The 23,864-nt window shown below is 40.0% G+C and carries 27 protein-coding genes and 1 tRNA gene; 23 read left to right on the top strand and 5 right to left on the bottom strand.

Annotated features, from left to right (window positions below; genetic code table 11):
• Positions 1-62 precede the first annotated feature (62 nt).
• The 5 genes from LBYS_RS03480 (at position 63) to LBYS_RS03505 (ending at position 3,631) form a co-directional block, all read left to right on the top strand.
• Positions 63-136, top strand: a tRNA-Arg gene (locus LBYS_RS03480).
• Between the two features lie 1,345 nt (positions 137-1,481).
• Positions 1,482-1,796, top strand: a complete 315-nt coding sequence (locus LBYS_RS03490) for a GIY-YIG nuclease family protein (protein WP_013407519.1) — start codon at positions 1,482-1,484, stop codon at positions 1,794-1,796.
• Positions 1,797-1,982: 186 nt separating this feature from the next.
• Positions 1,983-2,462 (top strand): VOC family protein, encoded by a 480-nt coding sequence (locus tag LBYS_RS03495; protein ID WP_013407520.1) that lies wholly within the window; start codon positions 1,983-1,985, stop codon positions 2,460-2,462.
• Positions 2,459-3,019 (top strand): Crp/Fnr family transcriptional regulator, encoded by a 561-nt coding sequence (locus LBYS_RS03500; RefSeq protein ID WP_013407521.1) that lies wholly within the window; start codon positions 2,459-2,461, stop codon positions 3,017-3,019. Before LBYS_RS03495 ends, LBYS_RS03500 begins: the two co-directional genes overlap by 4 nt.
• A gap of 45 nt (positions 3,020-3,064) precedes the next feature.
• Complete coding sequence (locus tag LBYS_RS03505; protein WP_013407522.1) at positions 3,065-3,631, top strand: NAD(P)H-dependent oxidoreductase; 567 nt, start codon at positions 3,065-3,067, stop codon at positions 3,629-3,631.
• Between the two features lie 147 nt (positions 3,632-3,778).
• Here the strand turns inward: LBYS_RS03505 and LBYS_RS20005 are convergent, their stop codons facing one another.
• Complete coding sequence (locus tag LBYS_RS20005; RefSeq protein WP_013407523.1) at positions 3,779-3,997, bottom strand: PLDc N-terminal domain-containing protein; 219 nt, start codon at positions 3,995-3,997, stop codon at positions 3,779-3,781.
• A 150-nt stretch (positions 3,998-4,147) separates the two neighbouring features.
• On the opposite strand from LBYS_RS20005, the gene pdxY reads away from it, so the two are divergent.
• Positions 4,148-4,969 (top strand): pyridoxal kinase, encoded by an 822-nt coding sequence (gene pdxY, locus LBYS_RS03515; RefSeq protein ID WP_013407524.1) that lies wholly within the window; start codon positions 4,148-4,150, stop codon positions 4,967-4,969.
• Positions 4,969-5,685 carry a YggS family pyridoxal phosphate-dependent enzyme gene (locus LBYS_RS03520; protein ID WP_013407525.1) on the top strand — a complete coding sequence of 239 codons (717 nt, stop codon included), beginning with the start codon at positions 4,969-4,971 and terminating at the stop codon, positions 5,683-5,685. The genes pdxY and LBYS_RS03520 overlap by 1 nt, the downstream gene beginning before the upstream one ends.
• 1 nt (position 5,686) lies before the next feature.
• Here the strand turns inward: LBYS_RS03520 and LBYS_RS03525 are convergent, their stop codons facing one another.
• A complete protein-coding gene (locus tag LBYS_RS03525) occupies positions 5,687-6,694 on the bottom strand; it encodes an FUSC family protein (RefSeq protein ID WP_013407526.1) in 1,008 nt (335 codons plus the stop codon).
• Positions 6,695-6,774: 80 nt separating this feature from the next.
• Between LBYS_RS03525 and LBYS_RS03530 the strand changes: the two genes are divergently transcribed.
• The 7 genes from LBYS_RS03530 (at position 6,775) to LBYS_RS03560 (ending at position 11,343) form a co-directional block, all read left to right on the top strand.
• The gene (locus LBYS_RS03530) at positions 6,775-7,209 is read left to right on the top strand and encodes a GNAT family N-acetyltransferase (protein WP_013407527.1); all 435 of its coding nucleotides are present in this window, start codon (positions 6,775-6,777) and stop codon (positions 7,207-7,209) included.
• Between the two features lie 78 nt (positions 7,210-7,287).
• On the top strand, positions 7,288-8,082 hold the full coding sequence (locus tag LBYS_RS03535) for a hypothetical protein (protein WP_013407528.1): 795 nt from the start codon (positions 7,288-7,290) through the stop codon (positions 8,080-8,082).
• Entirely contained in the window at positions 8,079-9,074 is a 996-nt protein-coding gene (locus LBYS_RS03540; RefSeq protein WP_013407529.1) for a S41 family peptidase, read from the top strand. The genes LBYS_RS03535 and LBYS_RS03540 overlap by 4 nt, the downstream gene beginning before the upstream one ends.
• Entirely contained in the window at positions 9,055-9,531 is a 477-nt protein-coding gene (locus LBYS_RS03545; protein WP_013407530.1) for a GyrI-like domain-containing protein, read from the top strand. Before LBYS_RS03540 ends, LBYS_RS03545 begins: the two co-directional genes overlap by 20 nt.
• Before the next feature lie 727 nt (positions 9,532-10,258).
• Positions 10,259-10,468, top strand: coding sequence for a cysteine hydrolase family protein (locus LBYS_RS03550; RefSeq protein ID WP_262494818.1), 210 nt, complete (start codon positions 10,259-10,261; stop codon positions 10,466-10,468).
• The gene (locus tag LBYS_RS03555) at positions 10,449-10,928 is read left to right on the top strand and encodes an OsmC family protein (RefSeq protein WP_013407532.1); all 480 of its coding nucleotides are present in this window, start codon (positions 10,449-10,451) and stop codon (positions 10,926-10,928) included. Before LBYS_RS03550 ends, LBYS_RS03555 begins: the two co-directional genes overlap by 20 nt.
• Positions 10,915-11,343: a GNAT family N-acetyltransferase gene (locus LBYS_RS03560; RefSeq protein WP_041823414.1), complete on the top strand. Its 429-nt coding sequence runs from the start codon at positions 10,915-10,917 to the stop codon at positions 11,341-11,343. Before LBYS_RS03555 ends, LBYS_RS03560 begins: the two co-directional genes overlap by 14 nt.
• On the opposite strand, the gene LBYS_RS03565 is transcribed toward LBYS_RS03560, so the two are convergent.
• Together LBYS_RS03565 and LBYS_RS03570 are read right to left on the bottom strand one after the other, a co-directional pair.
• On the bottom strand, positions 11,335-11,787 hold the full coding sequence (locus LBYS_RS03565) for an RES family NAD+ phosphorylase (protein WP_013407534.1): 453 nt from the start codon (positions 11,785-11,787) through the stop codon (positions 11,335-11,337). The two genes, LBYS_RS03560 and LBYS_RS03565, sit on opposite strands and share 9 nt — an antisense overlap.
• Entirely contained in the window at positions 11,784-12,224 is a 441-nt protein-coding gene (locus LBYS_RS03570) for an Xre family toxin-antitoxin system antitoxin (protein ID WP_013407535.1), read from the bottom strand. The genes LBYS_RS03565 and LBYS_RS03570 overlap by 4 nt, the downstream gene beginning before the upstream one ends.
• Before the next feature lie 184 nt (positions 12,225-12,408).
• Here LBYS_RS03570 and LBYS_RS03575 point away from each other — a divergent pair, with 184 nt between their 5' ends.
• Together LBYS_RS03575 and pdeM are read left to right on the top strand one after the other, a co-directional pair.
• Positions 12,409-14,823 carry a ligase-associated DNA damage response DEXH box helicase gene (locus LBYS_RS03575; RefSeq protein ID WP_013407536.1) on the top strand — a complete coding sequence of 805 codons (2,415 nt, stop codon included), beginning with the start codon at positions 12,409-12,411 and terminating at the stop codon, positions 14,821-14,823.
• Complete coding sequence (gene pdeM / locus LBYS_RS03580; RefSeq protein WP_013407537.1) at positions 14,820-15,455, top strand: ligase-associated DNA damage response endonuclease PdeM; 636 nt, start codon at positions 14,820-14,822, stop codon at positions 15,453-15,455. The genes LBYS_RS03575 and pdeM overlap by 4 nt, the downstream gene beginning before the upstream one ends.
• Here pdeM and LBYS_RS03585 read toward each other — a convergent pair.
• Entirely contained in the window at positions 15,452-16,984 is a 1,533-nt protein-coding gene (locus LBYS_RS03585; RefSeq protein WP_013407538.1) for a carbon-nitrogen hydrolase family protein, read from the bottom strand. The genes pdeM and LBYS_RS03585 overlap by 4 nt on opposite strands.
• Positions 16,985-17,112: 128 nt before the next feature.
• On the opposite strand from LBYS_RS03585, the gene LBYS_RS19540 reads away from it, so the two are divergent.
• The 7 genes from LBYS_RS19540 (at position 17,113) to dnaK (ending at position 23,838) form a co-directional block, all read left to right on the top strand.
• Entirely contained in the window at positions 17,113-17,355 is a 243-nt protein-coding gene (locus LBYS_RS19540; RefSeq protein WP_229310452.1) for a hypothetical protein, read from the top strand.
• A 32-nt stretch (positions 17,356-17,387) separates the two neighbouring features.
• Positions 17,388-17,609, top strand: a complete 222-nt coding sequence (locus LBYS_RS19545; protein ID WP_229310453.1) for a GNAT family N-acetyltransferase — start codon at positions 17,388-17,390, stop codon at positions 17,607-17,609.
• Complete coding sequence (locus LBYS_RS03595; protein WP_041823415.1) at positions 17,606-18,049, top strand: GNAT family N-acetyltransferase; 444 nt, start codon at positions 17,606-17,608, stop codon at positions 18,047-18,049. The genes LBYS_RS19545 and LBYS_RS03595 overlap by 4 nt, the downstream gene beginning before the upstream one ends.
• Positions 18,050-18,133: 84 nt before the next feature.
• Positions 18,134-19,048, top strand: a complete 915-nt coding sequence (locus LBYS_RS03600) for an AEC family transporter (protein WP_013407540.1) — start codon at positions 18,134-18,136, stop codon at positions 19,046-19,048.
• An 82-nt stretch (positions 19,049-19,130) separates the two neighbouring features.
• Entirely contained in the window at positions 19,131-20,204 is a 1,074-nt protein-coding gene (locus LBYS_RS03605) for a hypothetical protein (RefSeq protein WP_013407541.1), read from the top strand.
• Positions 20,205-20,212: 8 nt separating this feature from the next.
• Entirely contained in the window at positions 20,213-21,622 is a 1,410-nt protein-coding gene (locus LBYS_RS03610) for a hybrid sensor histidine kinase/response regulator transcription factor (protein WP_013407542.1), read from the top strand.
• 332 nt (positions 21,623-21,954) lie between these two features.
• Positions 21,955-23,838 carry a molecular chaperone DnaK gene (gene dnaK / locus LBYS_RS03615; RefSeq protein WP_013407543.1) on the top strand — a complete coding sequence of 628 codons (1,884 nt, stop codon included), beginning with the start codon at positions 21,955-21,957 and terminating at the stop codon, positions 23,836-23,838.
• The last annotated feature ends 26 nt before the right edge of the window (positions 23,839-23,864 follow it).

Raw genomic sequence — 23,864 nt, forward strand, 5'->3', positions numbered from 1 at the left:
AAAATCTTCTTACTACCTTTGCAGTCCCAACAGCTACCAAACACCACAAAACAAAAGAAACTGGCTGCGTAGCTCAACTGAATAGAGCATCTGACTACGGATCAGAAGGTTTCAGGTTTGAATCCTGACGCGGTCACTACTAAAGGGTCGAACGAAAGTTTGGCCCTTTTTTGTTTAAAACTTTTTTGACTACGGAACAGAAGGTGGCTGGGGGGGCGCCTAGTCGGGGACTCCTAGTCTTTGAATCCTGACGCGGTCACTATTAAGGGACTCGCCGTCCGCGTCGAACGAAAGTTTGACCCTTTTTTTGTTTAAAACTTTTTTGACTACGGAACAGAAGGTGGCTGGGAGGACGCCAAGTATTTTATGGAGGTGAATGATATTTAATCCGGTAGTCTGCCGAATTGCACTCTTGATATGTGATTTAATAAAAGATAGGATATTACCATTTGAAAAAGTGCATGTAGAGGCTGTGAATATAATTCTAACGTTAGTAAACGGTTCACATTTATCTTGTATAGAAGATCTGAATGATTAAATAATTCATGATTAAAAAAAAATTATTCACTTGCAGTAAAGCACTTTACTTACATAACTTAGTAATTTTAGATAGTAAAAGTTAATTTTCATAGGAAAGTCTAACATAACCATCGTACCAACCATTAGCTGTTCCAACAGGTGCTACGAGAGGCATATGGGACATAGGTAGTGTCCCTTCGTCTGTGTAATTCGTCCCTTCGACTCCGCTCAGGGACCGTGTGTAAATTCCTATTCAGGGATAATTTTAATTGTGCTGCTCTCAATGACTATTCACCGGTGGCTGAGCGGAGTCGAAGCCCCGGTGGCTATATTTCGTCCCTTTGACTCCGCTCAGGGACCGTGTGTAAATTCCTATTCAGGGATAATTTTAATTGTGCTGCTCTCAATGACTATTCACCGGTGGCTGAGCGGAGTCGAAGCCCCGGTGGCTATATTTCGTCCCTTTGACTTCGCTCAGGGACCGTGTGTAAATTCCTATTCAGGGATAATTTTAATTGTGCTGCTCTCAATGACTATTCACCGGAGGCTGAGCGGAGTCGAAGCCCCGGTGGCTGCAATTCATCCCTTCGACTTCGCTCAGGGACCAATGACCTAGTCGAAGCCCCGGTGGCTATATTTCGTCCCTTCGACTTCGCTCAGGGACCGTGTGTAAATTCCTATTCAGGGATAATTTTAATTGTGCTGCTCTCAATGACTATTCACCGGTGGCTGAGCGGAGTCGAAGCCCCGGTGGCTGTATTTCGTCCCTTTGACTCCGCTCAGGGACCGTGTGTAAATTCCTATTCAGGGATAATTTTAATTGTGCTGCTCTCAATGACTATTCACCGGAGGCTGAGCGGAGTCGAAGCCCCGGTTGCAGTAATTCGTCCCTTCGACTCCGCTCAGGGACCAGTGACTTGGTCGAAGCCATATCATTCGAATCCACATAAATTAATAACACTATGAAAGGTTATATGTACATTTTAAAATGCTCTGATGATAGTTATTATACTGGAAGCACAACTAATTTGGAATTACGTTTAGCACAGCATCAAAATGGCGAAGGTGCTAATTATACTAAAAAGAGATTGCCTGTAACTTTGGTTTATTATGAAGAATTTAACCGAATCGATAAAGCTTTCTATAGAGAAAAACAAGTACAAGGCTGGAGCAAAAAGAAGAAAGAGGCTCTAATTAAGGGTAGGGAAAATGAATTGAGATCCTTAGCCCAATGCCTAAATGAGAGTAGTCATAAAAATTGGAATAAGGAAGGATAATTCTATAGTCCGTAAGATCGAATTTTAGCTTATTGATTGATGTTTATTTTCTATTAAGGTACGTGCTTTGTGATGCTTAAATCAAGATCCTGCCTTTAGTTTAGAAATTAAAGATGAATCTTTTTATTACCTCTTTGGAAGAATTTAAGTAGCATTGTGCTCGTTTTCTTAAAAAAATATCCAACCATGACGATCACACAGAAAATAACCCCCTGCCTTTGGGTAGATACAGATGCCAAGGGTGTAGTAGATTACTATCTATCCATTTTCAAAGATGGTAAGTTAAAGGAATTTCAGCGTTTTCAAAACCCGCCTGAGGCTATTGAGCAAGGGGGACAGGAATTCTTTGAAACGGCCCTGTTTGAGATCGCAGGTATGGAACTACAGATCTTAGCGGCAGGTCCCTATTTTAAATTCAATGAAGCTATTTCTTTAGTCATCAATTGTAAAGATCAAGAAGAGGTGGATTACTACTGGGACGCTCTTACTTCTAATGGGGGAGAAGAAGGTCCATGCGGATGGTGCAAGGATAAGTTCGGCTTGTCCTGGCAAGTGGTGCCGGTGGAATATTACCAACTAGTTACCAGTTCCGATCCCAGTGTGCGCGACAAAGCCATGCAAGCTACCATGTCCATGAAAAAGCTTATTTTGGCAGACTTAAAATGATTCGAGAGTATCTCTTAGGATTAAGAACATTTGATAATGAAGAATTGAACTTCTTTGTATCCAAATTCTCACAAAAGAAGATTATAAGAGGGGAACTTTTCATTAAAGAGGGGGAAACTTGTAAGGAGGTAGCTTTTATTGAAACCGGGATCTTTCATTCCTATTACATAGATGGCAATGAAAATACCTTTTGTTTTCGCTTCCCCAATACCTTTCTTGCTCCTTATGCATCATTTATTACCGGGAAGCCCAGTTATGAGAGCCAACAAGCCCTCACGGATGCTTCTCTTTGGGTGGCATCCAAAGATGAGATCGAAGGATTTAGTAGTCCAAATTTCCTTCGTTTCCTCAAGTCCATAGCAGAAAACGAATATCTGGATTTAGAGGATAGGTTTTTTCAGTTGCAAAGGGATTCTGCACAAGCGCGTTATTTATCCCTTTTTCATAAAGAACCTGAACTCATACGCGATATCCCTTTGCATTATATAGCCTCCTATTTAGGCATTACTCAAAGACATTTAAGTAGGATTAGAAACGATATTAGGCAAATGTCCTAAAAGTGGGCGCTGCTGCATTTTTACTTTTGACAAAAAAGTAAACGGATGAAGATATTGGTCATTAATGGACATCCTTATAAGGGAAGTTATGTGTCGGCTTTGTTTCAAAACTATCTTCAAAACATAGAGATTAGTTCCCATGAAGTGCGAACGCTGGTCTTAGGAGATGAAAAATTTGACCCAATTCTCAGGTTTGGGTACTCTCTCAGAATGGAAGCCGATGATTTTATAGAAAGGTCTCAAAAGGATATACTGTGGGCTGATCATCTGGTGTTCTTTTATCCGGTATGGTGGGGAAGTATGCCTGCCTTATTGCAAGGTTGGATAGATCGTGTCTTGATGCCCGGCTTTGCCTATAATATGAAAGGATTAAAAACCCAAAAGCACTTGAAAGGGAAAACTGCAGAACTCTTTATTACGGCTGACGCTCCCGAGTGGTATATCAGATGCATTCCTAATTCACCCATTCGACTAATGCGCACTCATATCTTAGGTTTATGCGGTATCCGAGTTCGTCGATCTCATGTATTGGGTATGACCACACTGAAAGGTAACAGTAAGGCCAGGATTCACTTTCTGACTTTGGTCGGGAAGCCAGCTGCTCGTCTATAAGAAGTGTATACTTTTACTTTTGGTAAACAATGATTTACCGTATAATTATTTCTATTCCAAGTAATAGAATAAACCTTCTCCTGACGCACAAAAAAAGTAGGAGTCTATACTATTAAATTAGTAATTATTTTTCAGATTTGCAAGTATTTACTCGGATATATTTTTTACACTAAAGCTTACCTTTAGAAGATATAAAATAGGCCCGATGATAGGTGCTAAAATGACAAACAGAACCCAGGAAACGAGGTCAATTCCTTTTTCACGTTTGAAGATGGAGTAAATGATATAAATTAGCAGGAGAAAGTAGATTACTGTAAATATCGTCAGTTGCAGGCCACTTAGAGCGCCTAAGAATAAAGTTGTCATTGGATAGATTTTTGATAATACAATTTTAAGTAATATTTGAATATCATAACAGTTTTTTATTACTAAATAAATCCAAATTATTAGCTTCGTAGATAGTTTAGATGGTATTTTTCTATCATTCTTCAGGTCAAATAAATACTTTTGTACCCTATGAAAGTCTTAATCATACACAGTCAGGTTTCCTACGGATTCGTGGGCAGCAACACTACATCTTTGGTACTACAACTAGCCGGAATTGAAACCATTACCGTTCCCACTGTTTTGTATTCGAACCACCTAGGACATTCCATCTATGGAGGTGGAGTAATCCCGGAAGATCTATTTTCAGATGTTCTGCGTGGCATTAAGGATTTCGGTCTATTAAAAGAGGTAGATCTGATCATAACGGGCTTTTTTGGATCCGCTAGACAGATTGAAATTGCCGCAGAATTTATTCGTGAAGCCAAATTGCAGTACCCTCATATAAGCTATTTATGTGATCCGGTGATGGGTGACGTAGATAAAGGGCAATATGTACAAGATGATGTACCGGAGGCTATCATTTCCTCTTTATTCCCTTTAGCGGATTATTTAACTCCTAACCATTTCGAGGCAGAAAAAATAGTAGGTTCTTCATGCCTTACACAAGGGGATTTTAGGAAGCAGTTTAAGAAGATGATCAAGCAGCAAATAGTGATGGTTACAGGTGCTAATGTTCCAAAGGTTTTGCCTGAGAATATGGGCACCTATCTGGTTAATGATGATCTTCTGGTACAAGCACCGAAAATTGACTTACATCCTCCGGGAACCGGAGAGCTTTTTGCCGCTCAATTGCTGATTTCTTTGGCAAAAAAAGTAGACCTCATGAACGCTATCACCTTATCCGTGGAAATTGTTTACCGTACGATGTATCATATGAAGGAGGCAGGTAGAAATGAATTTGCACTTGATGACATCTTATTTTCTATGGAGCTTAGGTCGGGTATTGAATAATGGCAGATATACTTCATAATTTACAAATTATTCAAAATAGAATTGATCTTGCCTGCGCAAAAGCAAATAGAAGCCGGGAAGAAGTAAGATTACTTTTGGCTACCAAAACGGTTACTGCGGATAGAATTCTTACCGCTATGCAGGCTGGCTACACCTTGATCGCAGAAAACAAGGTTCAGGAAGTAAAGGAAAAGTTTGATGCTTTAAAGGATTTTTCTCATATTTCACATTTTATAGGCCATTTGCAGACCAATAAAATCAAAGACCTATTAAAATGCAATGTCTCCTGTATTCAGTCTTTAGATAGACTAGACCTGGCAGAGAAGTTGCAAAGCCGACTTGAAAAAGAAAACAAGGACATAGATGTTTTCATTCAAGTAAACACCTCAGAGGAGGAGAGTAAATTTGGCATACATCCGGATCAAGCGGAAGATTTAGTGCGAAGGGTAGCAGAACTAGATAGAATCAATATCAAAGGTTTGATGACCATAGGGCTATTTAGTGCAGATTTAGATAAAGTAAGGCTTTGTTATCAATTGTTGAATAGACTTAGGAAAGAGATTCAGGTACCTGGGGTGGAATTGAAGGAACTGTCTATGGGTATGAGCGGTGACCTGGAAATAGCTATAGAAGAAGGTGCCACTATAGTTCGAGTGGGTACAGCTATCTTTGGACAGAGAATCTATCCTGATTCTTATTATTGGAACGAAGGGTAAGCTACTTTTTCCATCTTTTGGTACTATAATAATGCACCTTTTCGTGGTACAATGCCCAGCCACCTACTATACCAATTATACTTCCTATCAGGATGTCCACCATCCTGGCGATTAGTATCTTTTGTATTTCAAAATCCCCACCAGCTTCTGATAAGAAGATAGTTAGGACGGTGATAAATACCACCGCTATGGCATAGTTTCTGACCACAAAGTATTCCACTATTACTTGCATCACTATGATGCATATGATCATAAACAAATAGGAAGGGTTAAGCAGAGAGATCAAAGCTACTATCCCTAGGCCAATCAAGGTACCTATTATTCTTTGTGTTCCCCTTAACCACACATGTTTGGTATTGGAGCCCTGCATTACGGCTATACAGGAGATCAAGATCCAATAAGGGTTTTCAAATTGGCTTAGTTGGGCCACCGTCATGGATATAGCCATGAAAATGCCGAAGATGATGGACTCCGTAATATTTATATGTTTTTCCTTTTCTGGCAAAGGTGTACTAGGTTCCTGATGAATGGTCAATAGACTATAGATAAAGCCAATGATGCAAGTAGAAATGGTACCCATGGCCACATAGCCAATCTTTTCCGGTATGTGTGCCAAATCAAATGGAGTATAAATGGCCATAGAGGCAATCATGATAAAAAAGAAGTTGCCAGGAGGACGTGTTAACCTCAAATGATGCAAAGCCAGGTGTACGGCAAAAGCGTGCAATCCTAAGGCTAAGGGAGCAACCAATGGATTAGCTGAAGCCCAAATTCCTACACAGTACGACAGAAGTATGCCAAAGCAACAGGTCATGAGGATCATCATCCTTTCCACCAGTTTATTCGACTGTAAATAAAGTATGGATAAGCCTGCCAAAGCCCCTAATCTACCTCCTTCCTGCTCGCCGGTGAAATAACATAATAATAATGGGAGACCTACACTTACACCTGCTACTAGGGGTAGGTGCCATTTGCGCTGCGTTGGGTTTAACTTAAAAAGTGAAGTCATTAACCCGCAAAATTACACAAAAGAGTAGGAAGTCTACAATCTTCACGTAACTTCACATGTCCTAGTAATACAAAGCATCCATGATTAGACCGATAACTGAGGATGATATTCCTCAACTTTTTGAATTGATTCTAGACTTGGCTGAGGATCATCACCAACAAATGTGGGTTACTTCTTGTCCCGAAAACCTTATTTCAGCGTATCGTAACGGGAAATTTGGAGCCATTATAGCCATAGAAGAGGGTGTGCCTATAGGTTACCTCTCTTATACATGGAATTTCTCTATCTGGAGTGGAGAGGAATTTATGAATCTTGATGATTTATATGTCGTGCCGGATTACAGATCAAAGGGTATTGGTGAGCAACTGATGAAGGAGGCCCAAAGGCAATGCCAATTGCGGAACGTTAAAAGAATGCGCTGGGAAGTGCAGACGGATAACTATAAAGCCATTCAATTTTACCAGAGGTTAGGAGCGACTATGTATAATAAAGGGATTTTTAGATGGACCTGGTAATGACCGTTTACTAAATTTTTAGACCTCATGTAAATCTTTTTCTTTTTCACTGCGTTTAATGGATTGTAAAATAAACCAATGAAAAAGCTACAATTACTTACCTTGTTGCTGTGCTTTCAAGCACAAGCACAGAAGAACCGCATTGAACTAGAATTAGGAGCCAGTCTTTTGGGTAGACAGGACCTGATTTTTTCTCCCTTTGTACATCAAAGTTTTAGCCCCATCCATGTGGGTTTACAGTGGGAGAACCAGAACTACCAACGTTTAGGCTTGAGAGCTAATTTACACTCCTCTGCATTATTGTCTCGTTTTCGCTATCTGGAAGAGGACCATAGCAAAGTGGCTGCACAACATTTTTTTACCTTGGTGGAGCTAGATTATTCCAAGGGTTGGAGCATACTATCTAAAGACAAATTTAGTTTGGTAGCCGGCGTTACTTCTCAGAATCACTTCCAAATGATGAACTATCAATACGGCAGGATAGGGAGCTTTGGGTATTATTTACAGTTGGGTGTAGGTCCCTACCTTCAAGCTCAACTTCGCCCTACGAGTAAAACTAGGTTCGAGATCCGGGCATCTCAGCCTGCCTTCGCTTGGATTTCCCGCTCTCCGTACCTAGTGAATGATGATGAGTTCATTGAAAACATAAGTTCGCATTCTTCACTCCGTACACTAGGTGCATTTATAGTGGACGGAGATTTTGTTTCGGCTCTGGATTTCAAGGATGTGAAATCTGAATTAAAGTGGGTCAGATCCTTAGGCAAGCACTTGGAAGGAAGCTTAAGCTATAGGTTTGATTACTTACACGTAGAGAATCCCAGACCACTAAAATCTTATCAAAACGGACTATTTTTCCACATTGCAGTAAAATGAAAAAGCTTATAGTAATTCTCTCCTTGGGTTTGGTCAGTTGTCAATATGAACCTGAACCCCAAAAGAGTCCTATGGAAATCTTCGAGAACTTATGGGAGACATTTTATAATGAATATGCACCTTTTGAAGAAAGAGAGGTGGATTGGGAAGCATTATACGATGTGTATCATACAAAAGTTACCAATAGTGCTTCAGATGATGAGTTGTTTGCCATACTCTCAGAGATGTTAGCACACCTGGACGACGGACATGTTACTTTGACTGCGCCAGGAAAGCCAATTTTTAATGCCAATACCATCATTAGAAACAAGGTGGATGATGATTTGTTCCGTTTGGAAGTGGTCAAATCTTATTTAGAATCTAGGAAAGAGGGTGATGGGTACTTTTATGGAAAATTGAAAGGAGAAGATATCGCTTATATCTACTTCGAACATGTGGCAGAAAACTTCTTCGTTCTGAATACTTTTCTTAGTGAATTTCCGAAAGTAAAAGGTTATGTCTTGGATTTAAGGCATAATGAAGGTGGAGATTTTACCTATAGTTTTTCCGAAATAGGTAGGTTTACCGATAAGAAGGTGAGTATCTTTAAAAGTAAGACCAAAAACGGAAAGGTTACCTATACGGATTGGCACGAATGGAGTGTATTTCCAAAGGGTACCTATATAAATACTCCGGTGGTGGTCTTAACGGATAGATACACTATCAGTGCGGGAGAGAGAACAGTAATGGCCTTGCGGGAATTCCCTACGGTGACTGTAGTAGGAGATACTACCAGTGGAGCACATGGTACTATGATAGGAAGAGAATTAGCTAACGGTTGGTTTTACTCCTTAGTGCCTCAAAAGGTTCTGATGTCTGACGAAAAAAGTTACGAGGGGATTGGAATTGCACCGGATATCCGAGTGATAAACAGGAAAGACGAGCTTAGACGAGGAATTGAAAATACGCTAGATTATACCATTAAATATATAAATGAAGCCAAGAATCGTTGAAATTGAGCCATTAGCTCTAGTAGGAATTAGTCGGAAAATGACCTATTCTGATTATAGAATTTCGGAATTGTGGTTGGAATTTCAACAAAGAAAAAAGGCTATCACCCGCTTTGTGTCTAAAGACCTCTACTCGGTAGTCAAGTATGCGGAAGATCATTTTGAACAGTTTGATCCTGGAAAAGAGTTTACCCGTTGGGCAGCTATTCTGACGGATGATTTAGTGCCTGAGGGTTTTGAAAGTTTGGTGATAGAAGGTGGCTTGTATGCTGTATTTGACTATAAGGGGTCAGATCCTTCGATATTTACTTATATATATCAGACCTGGTTGCCTCAGTCGGGGTTTGTATTAGACAACCGTCATCATTTTGAAGTTCTGGGGGAAAGGTATAAAAACGGTAGCCCGGATTCTGAAGAAGAAATCTGGGTGCCGGTGAGGAGGAAGGGCGATAGGGAATAGATAGATCTGCCTTTTTACTTAGCATAGTGGATATTTTTAGGGCAAACTGGCACACAATGCACAAAAGTTTTTGAGAGGAATTCAAGTACAAAGCAATTGGTTGCTGCTTGAATATGGTATTGATTGGGATTTACTATATTTTTAGCGTTGTTTATTGAATAGTTTACTTGGTCAATGTCTGAAATTAGTCTTAAGATTTCCAGATCAATCCATTTTAACAAATTGTTGATAAAATTCTAATGCTTCTGCGAAGATTATCACAACAACAGATGGGTTCATTATGGTTGATTCTGTTTTTGAAACATTCTGATAATTTCTACCAAAGGAAGAAAGCAAGGTTTGTAGCCATATATGTTAAAGAAAATTTGGACCAATATGCTTTTATAAAATCAGTCACTGGTAACTCCCGGAATTGAGAGATCACCATGTTTTGGCATTAATACCTAAGATCGTACTTAGTTGACCTTATTTTTTTGGATGGATATTTTATTAGTGCCAGGGAGGATTACAAACAATATCCACTAGAACCTAACCAGATATTATATTTCCTGGACCTTTGTATAGAGCCTGAAATTTTGAAAATATAGTTTTCCGGGTTGTCAACCGTTTAGAAAAAGCTTAAGGCTTAAGTAAAATGGAGTAATTCTCTAGAGGGCTATCGGATTCACTTGTCTAAGCCAAGGAAAAAAATTCTTTAGTAATGGAGGTTTAGATCACTAATCTTTGCGTGTCTACAACCGCTAGAATGTCAGCAAATTTAGGATATGAAACCTTTGTGGTTTCTGACGCAACTGCTACTTTTGATAGAAAGGGAGTAGATGGCGAAATTATTCAGGCTGAAGTCCTACATAAAGTGGCTTTGGCGAGTTTGAACGAGGAATTTGCTACTATCCTAAAAGCAGAGCAGATTATAAATTATGAAAAAACATCAGTATAAATCCCAGGTGGTCTGGGAAGGTAATACAGGAGAGGGTACAAAGAATTATACTTCTTATGGGCGTGATTATACCATTAGTCACGCTCATAAACCTCCCATTTTAGGTTCTTCTGATCCCCATTTCAGAGGAAATCCTGAAAGAATTAATCCGGAAGAGTTATTATTGTCTTCCGTTTCTTCTTGCCATATGTTATGGTATTTGCATTTGTGTTCTGCAAATGGTGTCATCGTTTTATCTTATTCTGATGATGCTACAGGTGTCATGGTGGAAAACGCTGATGGATCCGGTTATTTTAGTGAAATTACCTTGCATCCTAAGGTACTTGTTAAAGACTTGAAAATGATAGCCAAAGCTTTAGAGCTGCATCACGAAGCCAATAAGTTGTGTTTTATTGCCAATTCACTCAATTTTAAAGTTCTACATGTACCAACTGTTGAGGTTCTAAATGATGGAATGTAAATTATACACTGGGAGCGATTGGGATGCATTGACTGATATTTGGCTTGAAGCCTCCGTCCGGGCTCATGATTTTATTCCTTCAAGTTTTTGGGAAGCCTCTAAGCAGGATATGAAGGAGATTTATTTGCCCCATTCTGAGGTGTATATAGTGGAAGAGAATGGGGAAGTATTAGGCTTTTCTGCTATGGTTGATGATACATTGGCCGCGCTGTTTGTCCATCCTTCGCATCAAGGGAAAGGAATAGGTTCTCTTTTGTTATCTGAGTTGAAAAAGAAGTATTCCCATATCCAATTAAACGTTTACAAAAAGAACCATTCGGCCGTTCAGTTTTATACACAGAAATCTTTTAAGGTCATTTCAGAAGGAATAGATGAAAGAACAGGAGAGGAAGAATATACCATGGCGCTACAATAGTCGCCTATCCCAAGGGAAGTTCTCCGTATTTACGATCTTAATCTTCTCCTCAAATTCCGGATGTTTGGTATTGATCAAGTAGTTTTTTTCCCATTGTACCAAAGCAGATGGTACTTCCAAAAGCAATTTCTCGCACTTTTGATACCATTCAGACCCTATTTTTTGTAAGATTGGGTAGGAAATGATAGATGCCCAATGCGCGGGTAAGCCCTCTACTTTCACCGTTTCAATGTCTTGCTCGCAAACTTCAGCCTCAATAAAAAGTAATTTATAGTCGGTAGCAATATCAATAGCAGCTCTATGCGCTAAAAGTTCTAAGGTACATAGAGAAATGGAACTTCCTGTATAGATGACGTACTCGTCTTTTTTGTTCCAACGGTTCGCCACTCCGGAAGCTATTAAGCGGTCGGCATACTTTTCCTTACGAATATTATACAACATCATACGTTTTCTCCGTATTCCATGGCCGTTAATCTATCATCAATGAATGTGATGCCGGAAATGGTCTCCAGAAAGTCTGAAGGGGCTTGGTGGTCCAATAAAGGGTTCTTTTCCATCAACCATTTTTCAAAGTTCTCTACTGAGCCGAAAACCTCAATTCCATGCTTATACAAGGATAAGATGAGAATAATGTGCTCTTTGATATTGTCCTTCAGTACAAGAGCACTATTGTTCTTATAATTCCTGAAGGTCCGGGGAGTGATGTTTAACCATTTAGATAAAGTAGTATCACTCATGCCTATCAAATGGTCTAAAATGCTGATATATTCTGCATCTAGTTTTGATTTTACCGTATATAAATAGACATGTGCAGATTCACCTACAGAAGGAATACCTTCTATGATGCGCTTATGTTTTAAACTTAAAGGTATGCTGGTCATAATGATATCTTTTACTAAAACAAATATAAGGAAAAATTTCCTATTCAAAAAGGAAAAAATGCACTTACGATTCTTTTGGCTTATAATATAAATTGTTTATTTTAAACGTTGAACGTAGATTTTTGCCGTATTTAGCCTTTTCCTACGGAATGTTTCCAAAATTTACAGCACACTTTCTCTCATTATGAATCGTATTATTCAGGATTGGTTTCAACAGAAGGGGAGGACTCCTTTTACTTTTCAAACGGAGACCTGGAAGAAGTATTCGGAAGGTTATTCAGGAATGGTAGTGGCACCTACGGGATTTGGGAAGACCTTTTCTGTCTTTTTAGCTGTGATTCAAGATTACTTAGAGCATCCGGAGCAATTTGGCAAAGGTTTACAACTGATCTGGATCAGTCCTTTGCGTTCCTTGGCAAAAGATTTGGCTCGAGCTATGCAGGAAGCACTGGATGAAATAGGTCTAGATTGGTCAGTGGAATTACGGAATGGAGATACAGATGCCCAGATAAAGAGTCAACAGTTAAAAAATACCCCAGAAGTACTCTTAATGACTCCGGAAAGTGTTCATCTCCTTTTGGCACAAAAGAAAAACAGCAGTCTGCTAAAGCACCTGAAAGCGGTAGTAGTGGATGAATGGCATGAACTTTTGGGTAGTAAAAGAGGAGTCGCTGTTGAATTAGCCCTAGTAGTATTAAGAAAGAGAATTCCGGATTTAAGGGTATGGGGAATCACGGCAACCATAGGAAATTTGGACCAGGCTTTAGAGGTTTTACTTCCAAAGGATGCAAAGAGAATCAAGATAATTGCAGAGGAAAAGAAGAAGATAGATATTCAATCCGTATATCCCCCAGAAGTGGAGATCTTGCCTTGGGCCGGTCATATGGGTGCCACCATGGTGAAGGAAGTAGTTCCCGTTATCTTGAACAGTCAATCCACACTCCTTTTTACGAATACTAGGCGCCAAGCCGAAGTTTGGTATCAATTGCTTCTAGAAGCGCACCCTGATTTTGCAGGGCAAATTGCCTTGCATCACGGGTCCATAGATGCAGAAATCAGGGAATGGGTGGAAGATAATCTCAGTACGGGTCTGTTAAAGGCAGTAGTGGCAACTTCATCTTTAGATCTTGGTGTGGATTTTAAACCCGTGGACACGGTTATTCAAGTAGGTTCCAGCAAAGGTGTAGCGCGCTTTTTACAAAGAGCAGGAAGATCAGGTCATTCTCCTTTTGAGACTTCAAAAATCTATTTCGTGCCTACACATAGTTTAGAGATCATTGAAGTAGCAGCCTTAAAAGAAGCGGTCCGACTGGGAGTGGTAGAAGAGAGAGAGCCGCTGGTACTGTGTTATGATGTTCTGGTTCAATTTATGGTTACTCTTGCATTAGGAGGTGGTTTTGAAGCGGAAGAACTTAAAACTTTAGTGAAGTCCACCTACGGTTTTCGGGACATGAGTGATGAGGACTGGGATTGGGCTTTATTATTTATAACCAAAGGAGGGAAAACCGGGGAGAATTATCCGGAGTTCCATAAGGTCATACAAGATGGGTCCGGGAAATATGTAGTGGAGAAACGCAAAATAGCCATGTTGCACCGATTAAATATGGGTACCATAGTGTCAGAAGCTATGCTGCGCGTTAAATATCTCAGTGGGGGCTATATTGGGATGATTGAAGAGTATTTTATTTCCAAATTGAAGAAAGGCGAGAAATTTATTCTAGGAGGAAAGGTTTTGGAACTGATCATGACCAAAGATATGACCGCCTATGTCAAAGCATCTTCAGGGAAAGGCGTAGCTGCTAGTTGGCTAGGTGGCCGACTACCCCTGAGCTCCAATCTGGCTCATTTTCTAAGAAAAAAGCTTTCTGATGCGGTTTCCGGGCAAGACTTGGAGGAAGAGTTGGTTTTTTTACAGCCATTGATTGCCACTCAGGAAGAGAAGACAGAAATGCCTAGAGTAGGGGAGTTTTTAGTGGAGAGTATTAAGACCAAAGAAGGATACCACCTTTTTTTCTATCCCTTTGAGGGCCGACTTATACATGAGGTGATGGCGCCACTGTTGGGGTATAGAATTAGTGTGAAATATCCCTTAAGTTTTACTATGGCCATGAATGATTATGGATTTGAACTGTATTCTGATCAATTCATACCTATAACACGTGAAGAACTTGCAGAAATACTTAGTCCGGATCATTTGATGGATGATGTGATTCAAAGCGTGAATGCAACTGAAATGGCTAAAAGAAAATTTAAAGAGATAGCCATGATTTCAGGTCTGGTCCTACAGAATTATCCCGGCAAGCAGCAATCGAATAAATCTTTACAATCCTCCTCCGGACTTATGTTCAATGTTTTGGAATCTTATGATCCGGAAAATTTGTTATTAAAACAGGCTTATAGAGAAGTCTTTAATGAGCAAATGCAAGCTGAGCGACTAAATGAAGCTTTCAAGAGGATTTCAGAAAGTAAACTCATCTTTAAGCACTCTGACCGATTTACACCACTGAGTTTCCCTATAAAAGTGGATAGCTTACGTCAAGTATTGTCTTCAGAAGATTTAGCCGCGCGAGTGAAAAGGATGCAGGAAAGGAATTTATGAAAGAAATAGAACTCCTGATTAGGGGAGAAAAGATCATTTTAACGAATGACAGGGCCTTATATTGGCCCGATACCCATACCCTTATCCTATCTGATTTGCATTTAGGGAAATCTGCCCACTTTAGGAAGCATGGTATTGCTGTTCCCCAAGCTGTGAATCAAAAGGATCTTCAGCGACTGAATCGACTATTTTCAAGGTATGAAACCCGAAGAATTTTAGTGGTAGGAGACCTTATCCATGCCGGAATCAACTCTGATTTAGGTTACTTCAAGGAATGGATGGATCCTGCTCATCAATGGATCTTGGTTAAAGGGAATCATGATCGTATGAGTAATGATCTTTTTCAGTCGATTGGGGTATCAGTAGTGGTAAATGAATGGAAAGAAGGCCCTTTTTTATTTACTCATGAAATGGAAATGGATCCGAATTACTTTTGCATAGCGGGGCATCTGCATCCGGGTAAAGAGGTACAGATAGGGCTCAAAAGAAGTATGAGCTTTCCTACTTTTGTCATAAATGATGGCGCCCTTATCCTTCCTGCTTACAGTGAGTTTACCGGTTTGGACTGCAAAGAGCATTTGAAAAAGGCTTCTTATTATGTTTTGGTGAATGATGAACTCCTAAAATTCTAATCACCCTTATTTAAATGGGATTTTCTATTTAATTTATAAAGATCCAGTCTTCTGTCCTTTAGATTTTTAACTGCCCCGTGATTGTGTAACTCTTTAAGTAGATCCAAGTCTACATCTACAATGAGAATCATTTCCGTGTTAGGAGTAGCTTCAGCCTTTAGGCCATCTGTAGGGAATGAAAAATCACAAGGAGTGAAAACGGCGGATTGGGCATATTGGATGTCCATGTTATGTACATTCGGTAAATTCCCCACGCTTCCGGCAATGGCCACATAACATTCATTTTCTATAGCTCTGGCTCTCGCACAATTCCTGACCCGTGAATATCCATTTTGAGTGTCTGTAAGAAAAGGCACAAAGAGAATGTCCAGACCATCCTCTGCCAACATACGGGGGAGTTCAGGAAACTCTACGTCATAACAAATCAAAACACCTATTTTTCCGCAATCCGTATCAAAGGTCTTCAGTATGTTTCCTCCTTTCATTCCCCAAATTTTGGCTTCATCTGGAGTAACATGCAGCTTTTCGAAGCGTTCTAAGGAGCCGTCCCTTTTGCATAAATATCCTACGTTTAGTAACACGCCCTCATCTAACTCCGGCATGCTTCCTGTGATGATATGGATATTGTATTTTACAGACAGTCTAGAGAAATTCTGTACAATTTCATCCGTATATGTTGATAATTCGCGGATAGCTTCTGATTCCGACAAATGATTGAAGGCCGCCATTAGAGGAGCATTGAAAAATTCGGGAAACAGCGCAAAATCACACCTATAGGAGCTTAAGGCATCTACGAAGAATTCTACTTGTTGTAATAGTTCTTCTAGGTTCTTGTAGGGGCGCATTTGCCATTGAACCAAGCCCAGTTTTACAATGGTTTTAGTGGTTCGAATGTTGAGCGTAGGTTTTTCATAATAGATATTGTCCCATTTCATCAGAACGGCGTACTCGTTTGAAGCCGCGTCACCTTCCAAATAGCCTTTCAGGACACGGATGGGATGGAAGTCGTTCGACATCTGGAAATTAAGTACAGGATCAAAAATGTCTCGATTCTTCACTTTCTCCAGGTACATTCTTGGGGTTAATTTGCCTTGGTACTGAATATAATTCGGCATCCTACCCCCAAATATGATAGATTTCAGATTGAGCTTTTCACAGAGTTCCTTTCGGTAGTCGTACAGTCGCCTACCCAGGCGCATGCCGCGGAATTCTTTCTTGATAAAGATGTCTATGCCATATAGTATGGTTCCATGCGGATTATGGGTATTGAAGGTATAATCTCCCGTAACTTGTTTGTAGGTATGATGTTCTTCGAAATGATCTTCATCTATGATGATAGATAATACGCACCCCGCCAATACTTTATTGACTTTGATAACCACTTGACCTTCAGGGAAGATGTCTATGAGTCGCTTAATTTGATATTTTTCCCAATACGGATCATCCACGGTATCATAGGTTGTGATCATCAGGGCTTTTAATTCTTGATAGTCCTCAAGGGTGAGGGCTTCTAGTTCTATATGTTCCATGTGGAGTAAGGTCCTTTATTAAAGTTAGTTATTTTTTTAACAAATTCCAATAGAATTCGTGAAAAATCATAGTGGGCTGGGATGAAAATTTTGGCTCAATTTGTTTACTACACTAAAACACTAAGTGTATGCAAATTTCGAAGTCAAAAGATATCGCTAAAATCCAGAAAATAAGATTAAAAACCTTTGTTGAGACATTTTCTTTTCAGAATACGGAAGAAGACATGAAGAATTATCTGGAGGAAAAGTTTTCTCTGGAACAACTTACCACTGAAGTAGATAATCCGGAATCCTTTTTCTATCTGTTGGAAGAAGATAATGAGGTATTAGGATACCTTAAACTCAATATCGGAAAGGCGCAAACGGAATAGCAGATGATCTGGAGATTGAGCGTATCTATGTCTTGGCTAAAGCTCAGGGAAAGAGATATGGCCAACTGTTGTACGAAAAAGCGATAGAAGAGGCAAAAAGTAGAGGTATAACAAAGCTTTGGCTGGGCGTATGGGAAGAAAACGTGAAGGCCTTAGGTTTTTACCAAAGAAATGGATTCGAAACCTTTGGATCTCATATCTTTACACTTGGAAAGCATCCACAGGTGGATCTATTAATGAAAAAGCAGCTATGAACAAGATTAAACCTTATAAGCCGGAGGAACGTCAACACTATTTAAAGGTCTGGGAAGATTCAGTACTTGCCACGCATCATTTCTTGGAGCCTCATGTATTTCAATCCATAAAGAAAATCGTTTCGGATCTGGACTTTGGTGAACTAGAATCCCATGGTTTATGGGAGGATGATGAATTATTAGGTTTTATTGGTATTGCCGATAAAAAAATTGAAATGCTTTTTCTATCTCCAAGGCAAAGAGGAAAAGGTTATGGTAGGTTATTAATGGAATTTGCCCTAGATATATATGCAGTCAACTCACTCGATGTGAACGAGCAAAATCCTGAAGCTTTGGGTTTTTATTTACACATGGGTTTTGAGATTCAGGGCAGAAGTGAGATCGACAGTTTAGGTTTACCTTACCCTATTCTTCATTTACTTAGGAAAAACTTGGATTGATTTTAGTTTAACTCAAATTACCAGAAATTCTAAAGCCGTCTTTTTCAAGGTTTACCGAATTTTGTGTCCTTATCTACACTAAGGATGGTAAACTTTATCTTGATAGCTTTTTGTGTGGGCGTGGGGATGTTGTTGCAAAAGCTAAGATTAGTACCTCATGATGCCCATAAGGGAATCAATACATGGATCATGTATGTAGCTCTTCCTGCCGTTTCTTTTAAATATTTGCCAAAGGTACAATGGGATGTACAGATGATTTTTCCCGTCTTGGCACCCCTTCTGGCCTGGGCGGGAGCCTGGGTAGTAATGGAGCTATATTGTAAAGGGAAACACTATAAACAACGTTCCAGAAGTACTTTAGAGATGGTGTCAGGGTTTAGTAATACTTCATTTATAGGTTTTCCCTTGGTGACCGCATATTATGGAGAAGGTCATTTGCCTATAGCTATTCTAAGTGATCAGTCTACATTTATCCTTCTCTCCACAGTGGGAATAATTACCTCCTTGAAAGCCAGTAGTACCGAAAGGATATCTTTTACTGGAATTGCAAAAAAACTGGTGACTTTCCCTCCATTTATCGGCTGTGTTATCGCTCTGTTTTTCTCGCCTTTTGTTTCTTTTGAGGTAGCTGAACCATTTTTTGATAAGCTGGTAGCTACGGTAGGTCCCTTGGCTTTGTTTTCTATAGGGCTTCAATTAAAATTTGAAGGGTGGAAGCAACAAATGCCGCAGATTAGTATGGCCTTATGGTACAAATTAATTCTGGCGCCAGGCCTAGTGCTGTTTGCTGCTTTAATGCTAAATGTGGATGAAGAAATTGCTAAAATCAGCATTTTTGAAATGGCTATGCCCACTTTGGTCACGGCTAGTATTATTGCTGAACAATATCATTTAAATACGAAATTGGTCAATATGACTATTGGGATCAGTATTGTGCTGGGGTTGTTTACTACGGCGCTTTGGAATCAAGCTCTTATCTATATCTTTTCAACCCTGTAACCTGTATAATTATCCCAACTATTTTTTAGTGCCAAAAGACTTTTATACATTGTAACACCCTGTATGTCAAACCCTACAATGAATGAAATTCCTGGCATTGTGGCTACTGCATGTAGTACTTCTAGATCCCCTTACTAATCATATAGAGCGCTTACTCTTTAGGCAGCAAGTTGACTCGGCTCTACAAGTTATAGATCAGAATTTGCCTGCCAAACAGGACTATATTTATTGGAGATTACTATTAAGTAAAGGTGAGGCCCTGCAAAAAAAAGGTAAATACAGTGCAGCTTTACCCGTTTTACATCAGGTTTATAAAAGCACGGATTCTTACCCGGACCTATACGCTAGAACCTGCATGGAATTAGCTCTGGTTCATGAGCTTACTAACTCGCCTGTCAACGTTAAGCATTATTTGCATTTAGCCAAAAGTAGAATTGAGGAATTTGACTTGGATTCCCTCCGTCCTGAATCCAATGTGAGATATTCCTCTTACCTGAGGATCTATGAAAGAGAGGTTTCCATTGAGCCTTATTTAGAAGAAGGAGAGAAGTTGGCTAAGAAGTTCAATAAAGTGAAGGAAATGGCTGAAATTTACTCGTTGAGAGCGGCCAGATTACCCGGCAATGATCATAGTGGGAGATTGACACAATATTTGGCTAGTATCCGTTCGTATAGTCAAATCTCTGACTGGGGTGGGATGAGTTCACTTTACTTCCTTGCGGCCCGTAGTTTATTCAGAATGGACGATTATGCCGGTTCTTTAAAATATATAGATTCAGCTATATATTTTGGTTCCAAAGTGCCGGATGAGATGATTTCACACTTTCTAGCTGATCCATATCTCTTAAAAACTTATATTCTGGAAAAACAAGGTAAGGAAAAAGAGGTATATGTGGCATATAAAATGGGTAGTTCCTACGCCATGGAAGATTTGGAGAATAAGTTGGCCAATCAAGTTGCGGAATTAGAGCCTGCATATAGATCTGAGGGACTAAAGCAGGAAAATAGGATAAAGACCTGGATTCTAATAGCTAGCCTTCTGGCTTTGTTCCTTTCCTTGGCTTTAATACTTACCATAAGGAGTAATGCCAAGAGGCTGAAAAGTATGAATTCTTCACTTAATCCTCCATCATTCAGAAGCAAGCAGAGCATTTAAAGAAATTGATGGAATCTAAGTCGAGGTTTTACGCAAATCTTAGTCATGAACTTCGCACACCATTGATGCTTATATTGAATCCGCTGGAGCGTCTCCTTTCTGCCCAAGATTTTTCTCCCAGTAATAGAAAGCTAGTAGAAACTATTCATCAAGCAGGACTAAGTCTGGAGAAGATCATCCGGCAAATACTTGACATAGAAAAGCTTGATTCTGGTCTGATACAAGCACAGTACGAAGCAGTAAATGCTAGTAGTTATTTCAAACAACTCCTAGGGCAATTTGATTCATTGATAGACGCTAACAAAATTCAGTGTCAGTGGGAAGTCCAAATTCCAGAAGATGAGTACTGGATGATGGACAAGGAGAAAATACGCCAGATCCTCCATAATTTACTCAGTAATGCTTTAAAGTTTGTTGACAAAGAAGTTAAAGTTCAAGTGGGAGAGGAGGGGAATGAATACCTTATTCGAGTTCAAGATGATGGACCCGGCATTAGTTCTGAGGAACCCTCTAAGATCTTCGATCGATACTATCAATTGGACCAAAATCTAAAGGGTTTAGGTTTAGGACTAGGGATCTGTAAGGAATTAGTAGAGATATTAGGAGGGGAGATGGGTTTGGTGAGTAGGGCAGGCTATGGTAGTGTATTTCGCGTAAAAATTCCATATGAAAGGATACAGAAACCTTCCGTATTACAAGCTGACATTCACACAGCAAGGATTTTGATCGTTGAGGATAATGTAAGGGTGAGGGAATACTTGGAAGAGATATTAGGGGAACAATATAGAGTCTATTCCGTGCCTAATGTGGTAGAAGCTACGACTTTTTTGACAGAAGTGGATCTGGTGATTACAGATTTGATGATGCAGGGAGAAGATGGTTTGGCTTTGGTTCAAAAAATCAAATCGAATCCCGAAACACAGTCTATACCAGTGGTCATGCTCACGGCAAGGGGAGAAGATGAGATAAAACTAACGGCCCTGCGCATAGGAGTGGATGATTACTTGGTAATGCCATTTAAGGAGGAAGAGTTGAAAGTGCGCATTAATAACTTATTGTTTAATTATAATCAAAGACAAAAGCTGGCGCAGGAACCAAGCGCTGATCAATCCTGGTTAAAGGAATTTGAAATGTATGTGTCAGAACATTATGCTGATTCTACACTTTCTGTTCCTGTTTTATGTGACAGATTTTCTATGTCAGAATCAACACTACTGAGGAACTTAAAAAGGCTGACGGGACTAAGTCCTCAACAGTACATTTTGGAGGTGAGGCTGAAGAAGGCTTATGCCTTATTAGAAAGCCAAGCGTATGTTAGTGTACAGCAAGTGGCCGTCAAATGTGGGTATAAAGATGCCAAATCTTTTAGCAGAGCCTTTAAACTGAGGTACGGCATACTGCCATCTGCCTTACTTTGAAGGAATATGCTACTAGTTTGACGGATTTTGCGCCACTACCCTTTTTAGTTTTGTGTGTAAGGAACAGCTCATGGCTAAATTACTTATGGTAAGGATATCCGCACAACTTTGCTCTAATTGACCATATCAACATTTATAGGAAGTCCCGGTTTGCGTTTATCCGGGGCTTTTCTGCTTTTAAGACCTCTGATTTGTCATTCCCTCATTTATGTCATTTGCAAATTCGTCAGTGCCCTCTGTCAATTTGTCATAATTTAAGTTTGAAATCGCAGCTGGCATTTGAATTGATCATAGTATTGGCAGAACATAGATTAGAATATCTTAAAATAATTATGGGAAAAATAATAGGAATTGACTTAGGAACAACCAACTCATGCGTTTCCGTTATGGAAGGGAATGAGCCGGTGGTAATTGCCAACAGTGAAGGTGCCAGAACCACTCCCTCTATTGTAGCGTTTTTAGATAACGGCGAGAAGAAAGTGGGTGCTCCTGCAAAAAGACAAGCTATTACCAATCCAAAGAATACCATTTCCTCTGTGAAACGTTTCATGGGTAAGAAATACTCTGAAGTAGGGGGGGAAATGAAAACGGTGGCGTATGATGTAGAACAAGGTCCAAATGACACTCCAAGAGTGAAAATAGGTGACCGTCTATATACTCCTCAGGAAATCTCTGCTTTCATTCTTCAAAAAATGAAATCCACAGCGGAAGATTATCTAGGACAAACGGTAACTGAAGCTGTGATCACCGTTCCGGCATACTTTAATGATGCAGAACGTCAAGCTACAAAAGAAGCTGGTATCATTGCAGGTTTAGATGTTAAACGTATCATCAACGAACCTACTGCAGCTGCGCTAGCGTATGGTCTTGACAAGCAGGGAAAGGACAGCACTATTGCCGTTTTTGACTTAGGTGGTGGTACTTTTGACGTATCCATTCTGGATCTTGGTGATGGAGTATTCGAAGTGAAATCTACTGATGGTGATACTCACTTAGGTGGTGATGACTTTGACCAAGTAATCATTGAGTGGTTAGCTGATGAATTCAAGAAAGATGAAGGTGTAGATCTTCGTCACGATGCTATGGCTCTGCAACGTTTGAAAGAAGCTGCTGAAAGAGCGAAAATCGAGTTGTCTAGCTCTACTCAAGCTGAAATCAACTTGCCTTATATCTTCCCGGTAGACGGAGTTCCAAAACACTTGGTTCGCTCCTTAACCCGTGCGAAGTTCGAGCAATTAGCAGATAGTTTATTGAAAAGAATGATGGAACCTTGTAAGAGAGCCTTGAAAAATGCGGGTATCTCTGCAAGTCAGGTAGACGAAGTGATCCTAGTAGGTGGTTCTACTCGTATCCCTAAAGTACAGGAAGAAGTAGAAGCTTTCTTTGGTAAAAAACCTTCTAAAGGGGTTAACCCTGATGAAGCTGTGGCTATCGGTGCGGCTATACAGGGTGGTGTTTTAACCGGAGAAGTGAAAGATATCTTACTTCTTGATGTTATCCCTCTATCTCTAGGTATTGAAACTATGGGTGGAGTATTTACAAAAATGATTGAGGCAAATACTACTATCCCTACAAATAAAGTGGAAGTCTTCTCCACTGCTGCTGATAACCAGCCTTCAGTAGAATTGCACGTACTTCAGGGAGAAAGACCTATGGCGGCTCAGAACCGTACATTAGGACGTTTCCACTTGGACGGTATTCCACCGGCCCCGAGAGGAGTACCTCAAATTGAAGTGACCTTTGACGTGGATGCTAACGGTATCTTAAACGTTACCGCTAAGGACAAAGGAACAGGTAAAGAGCAAAAGATCCGTATTGAAGCTTCTAGTGGTCTGTCAGATGCTGAAATTCAGAAAATGAGAGACGAAGCTAAGGCTAATGAAGAAGCAGACAAGCGTGAACGTGAGCTAGTAGATAAGGTGAATGCGGCTGACTCTTTAATCTTCCAAACGGAGAAACAGTTGAAAGAATATGGAGATAAAGTTTCCGATGGAAACAAAACTGCCATAGAAGCAGCATTGACTGAGTTAAAAGCGGCTCATGCTTCTCGTGATACAGCTGCTCTGGATGCAGCCACTGAAAAGTTGAACACGGCATGGCAAGCGGCTTCTCAAGAGATTTACAATGCTCAACAAGCTGCGGGCGCTGCCCAACAACCTACAGACGGTAACTCCGGAGATGACGTTACTGACGTCAACTACGAAGAAGTGAAATAAGAAAAGAAAAGGCTGTCAATTTTGAC

The sequence above is a fragment of the Leadbetterella byssophila DSM 17132 genome (genome assembly GCF_000166395.1).
Classification (GTDB): Bacteria; Bacteroidota; Bacteroidia; order Cytophagales; family Spirosomataceae; genus Leadbetterella; species Leadbetterella byssophila.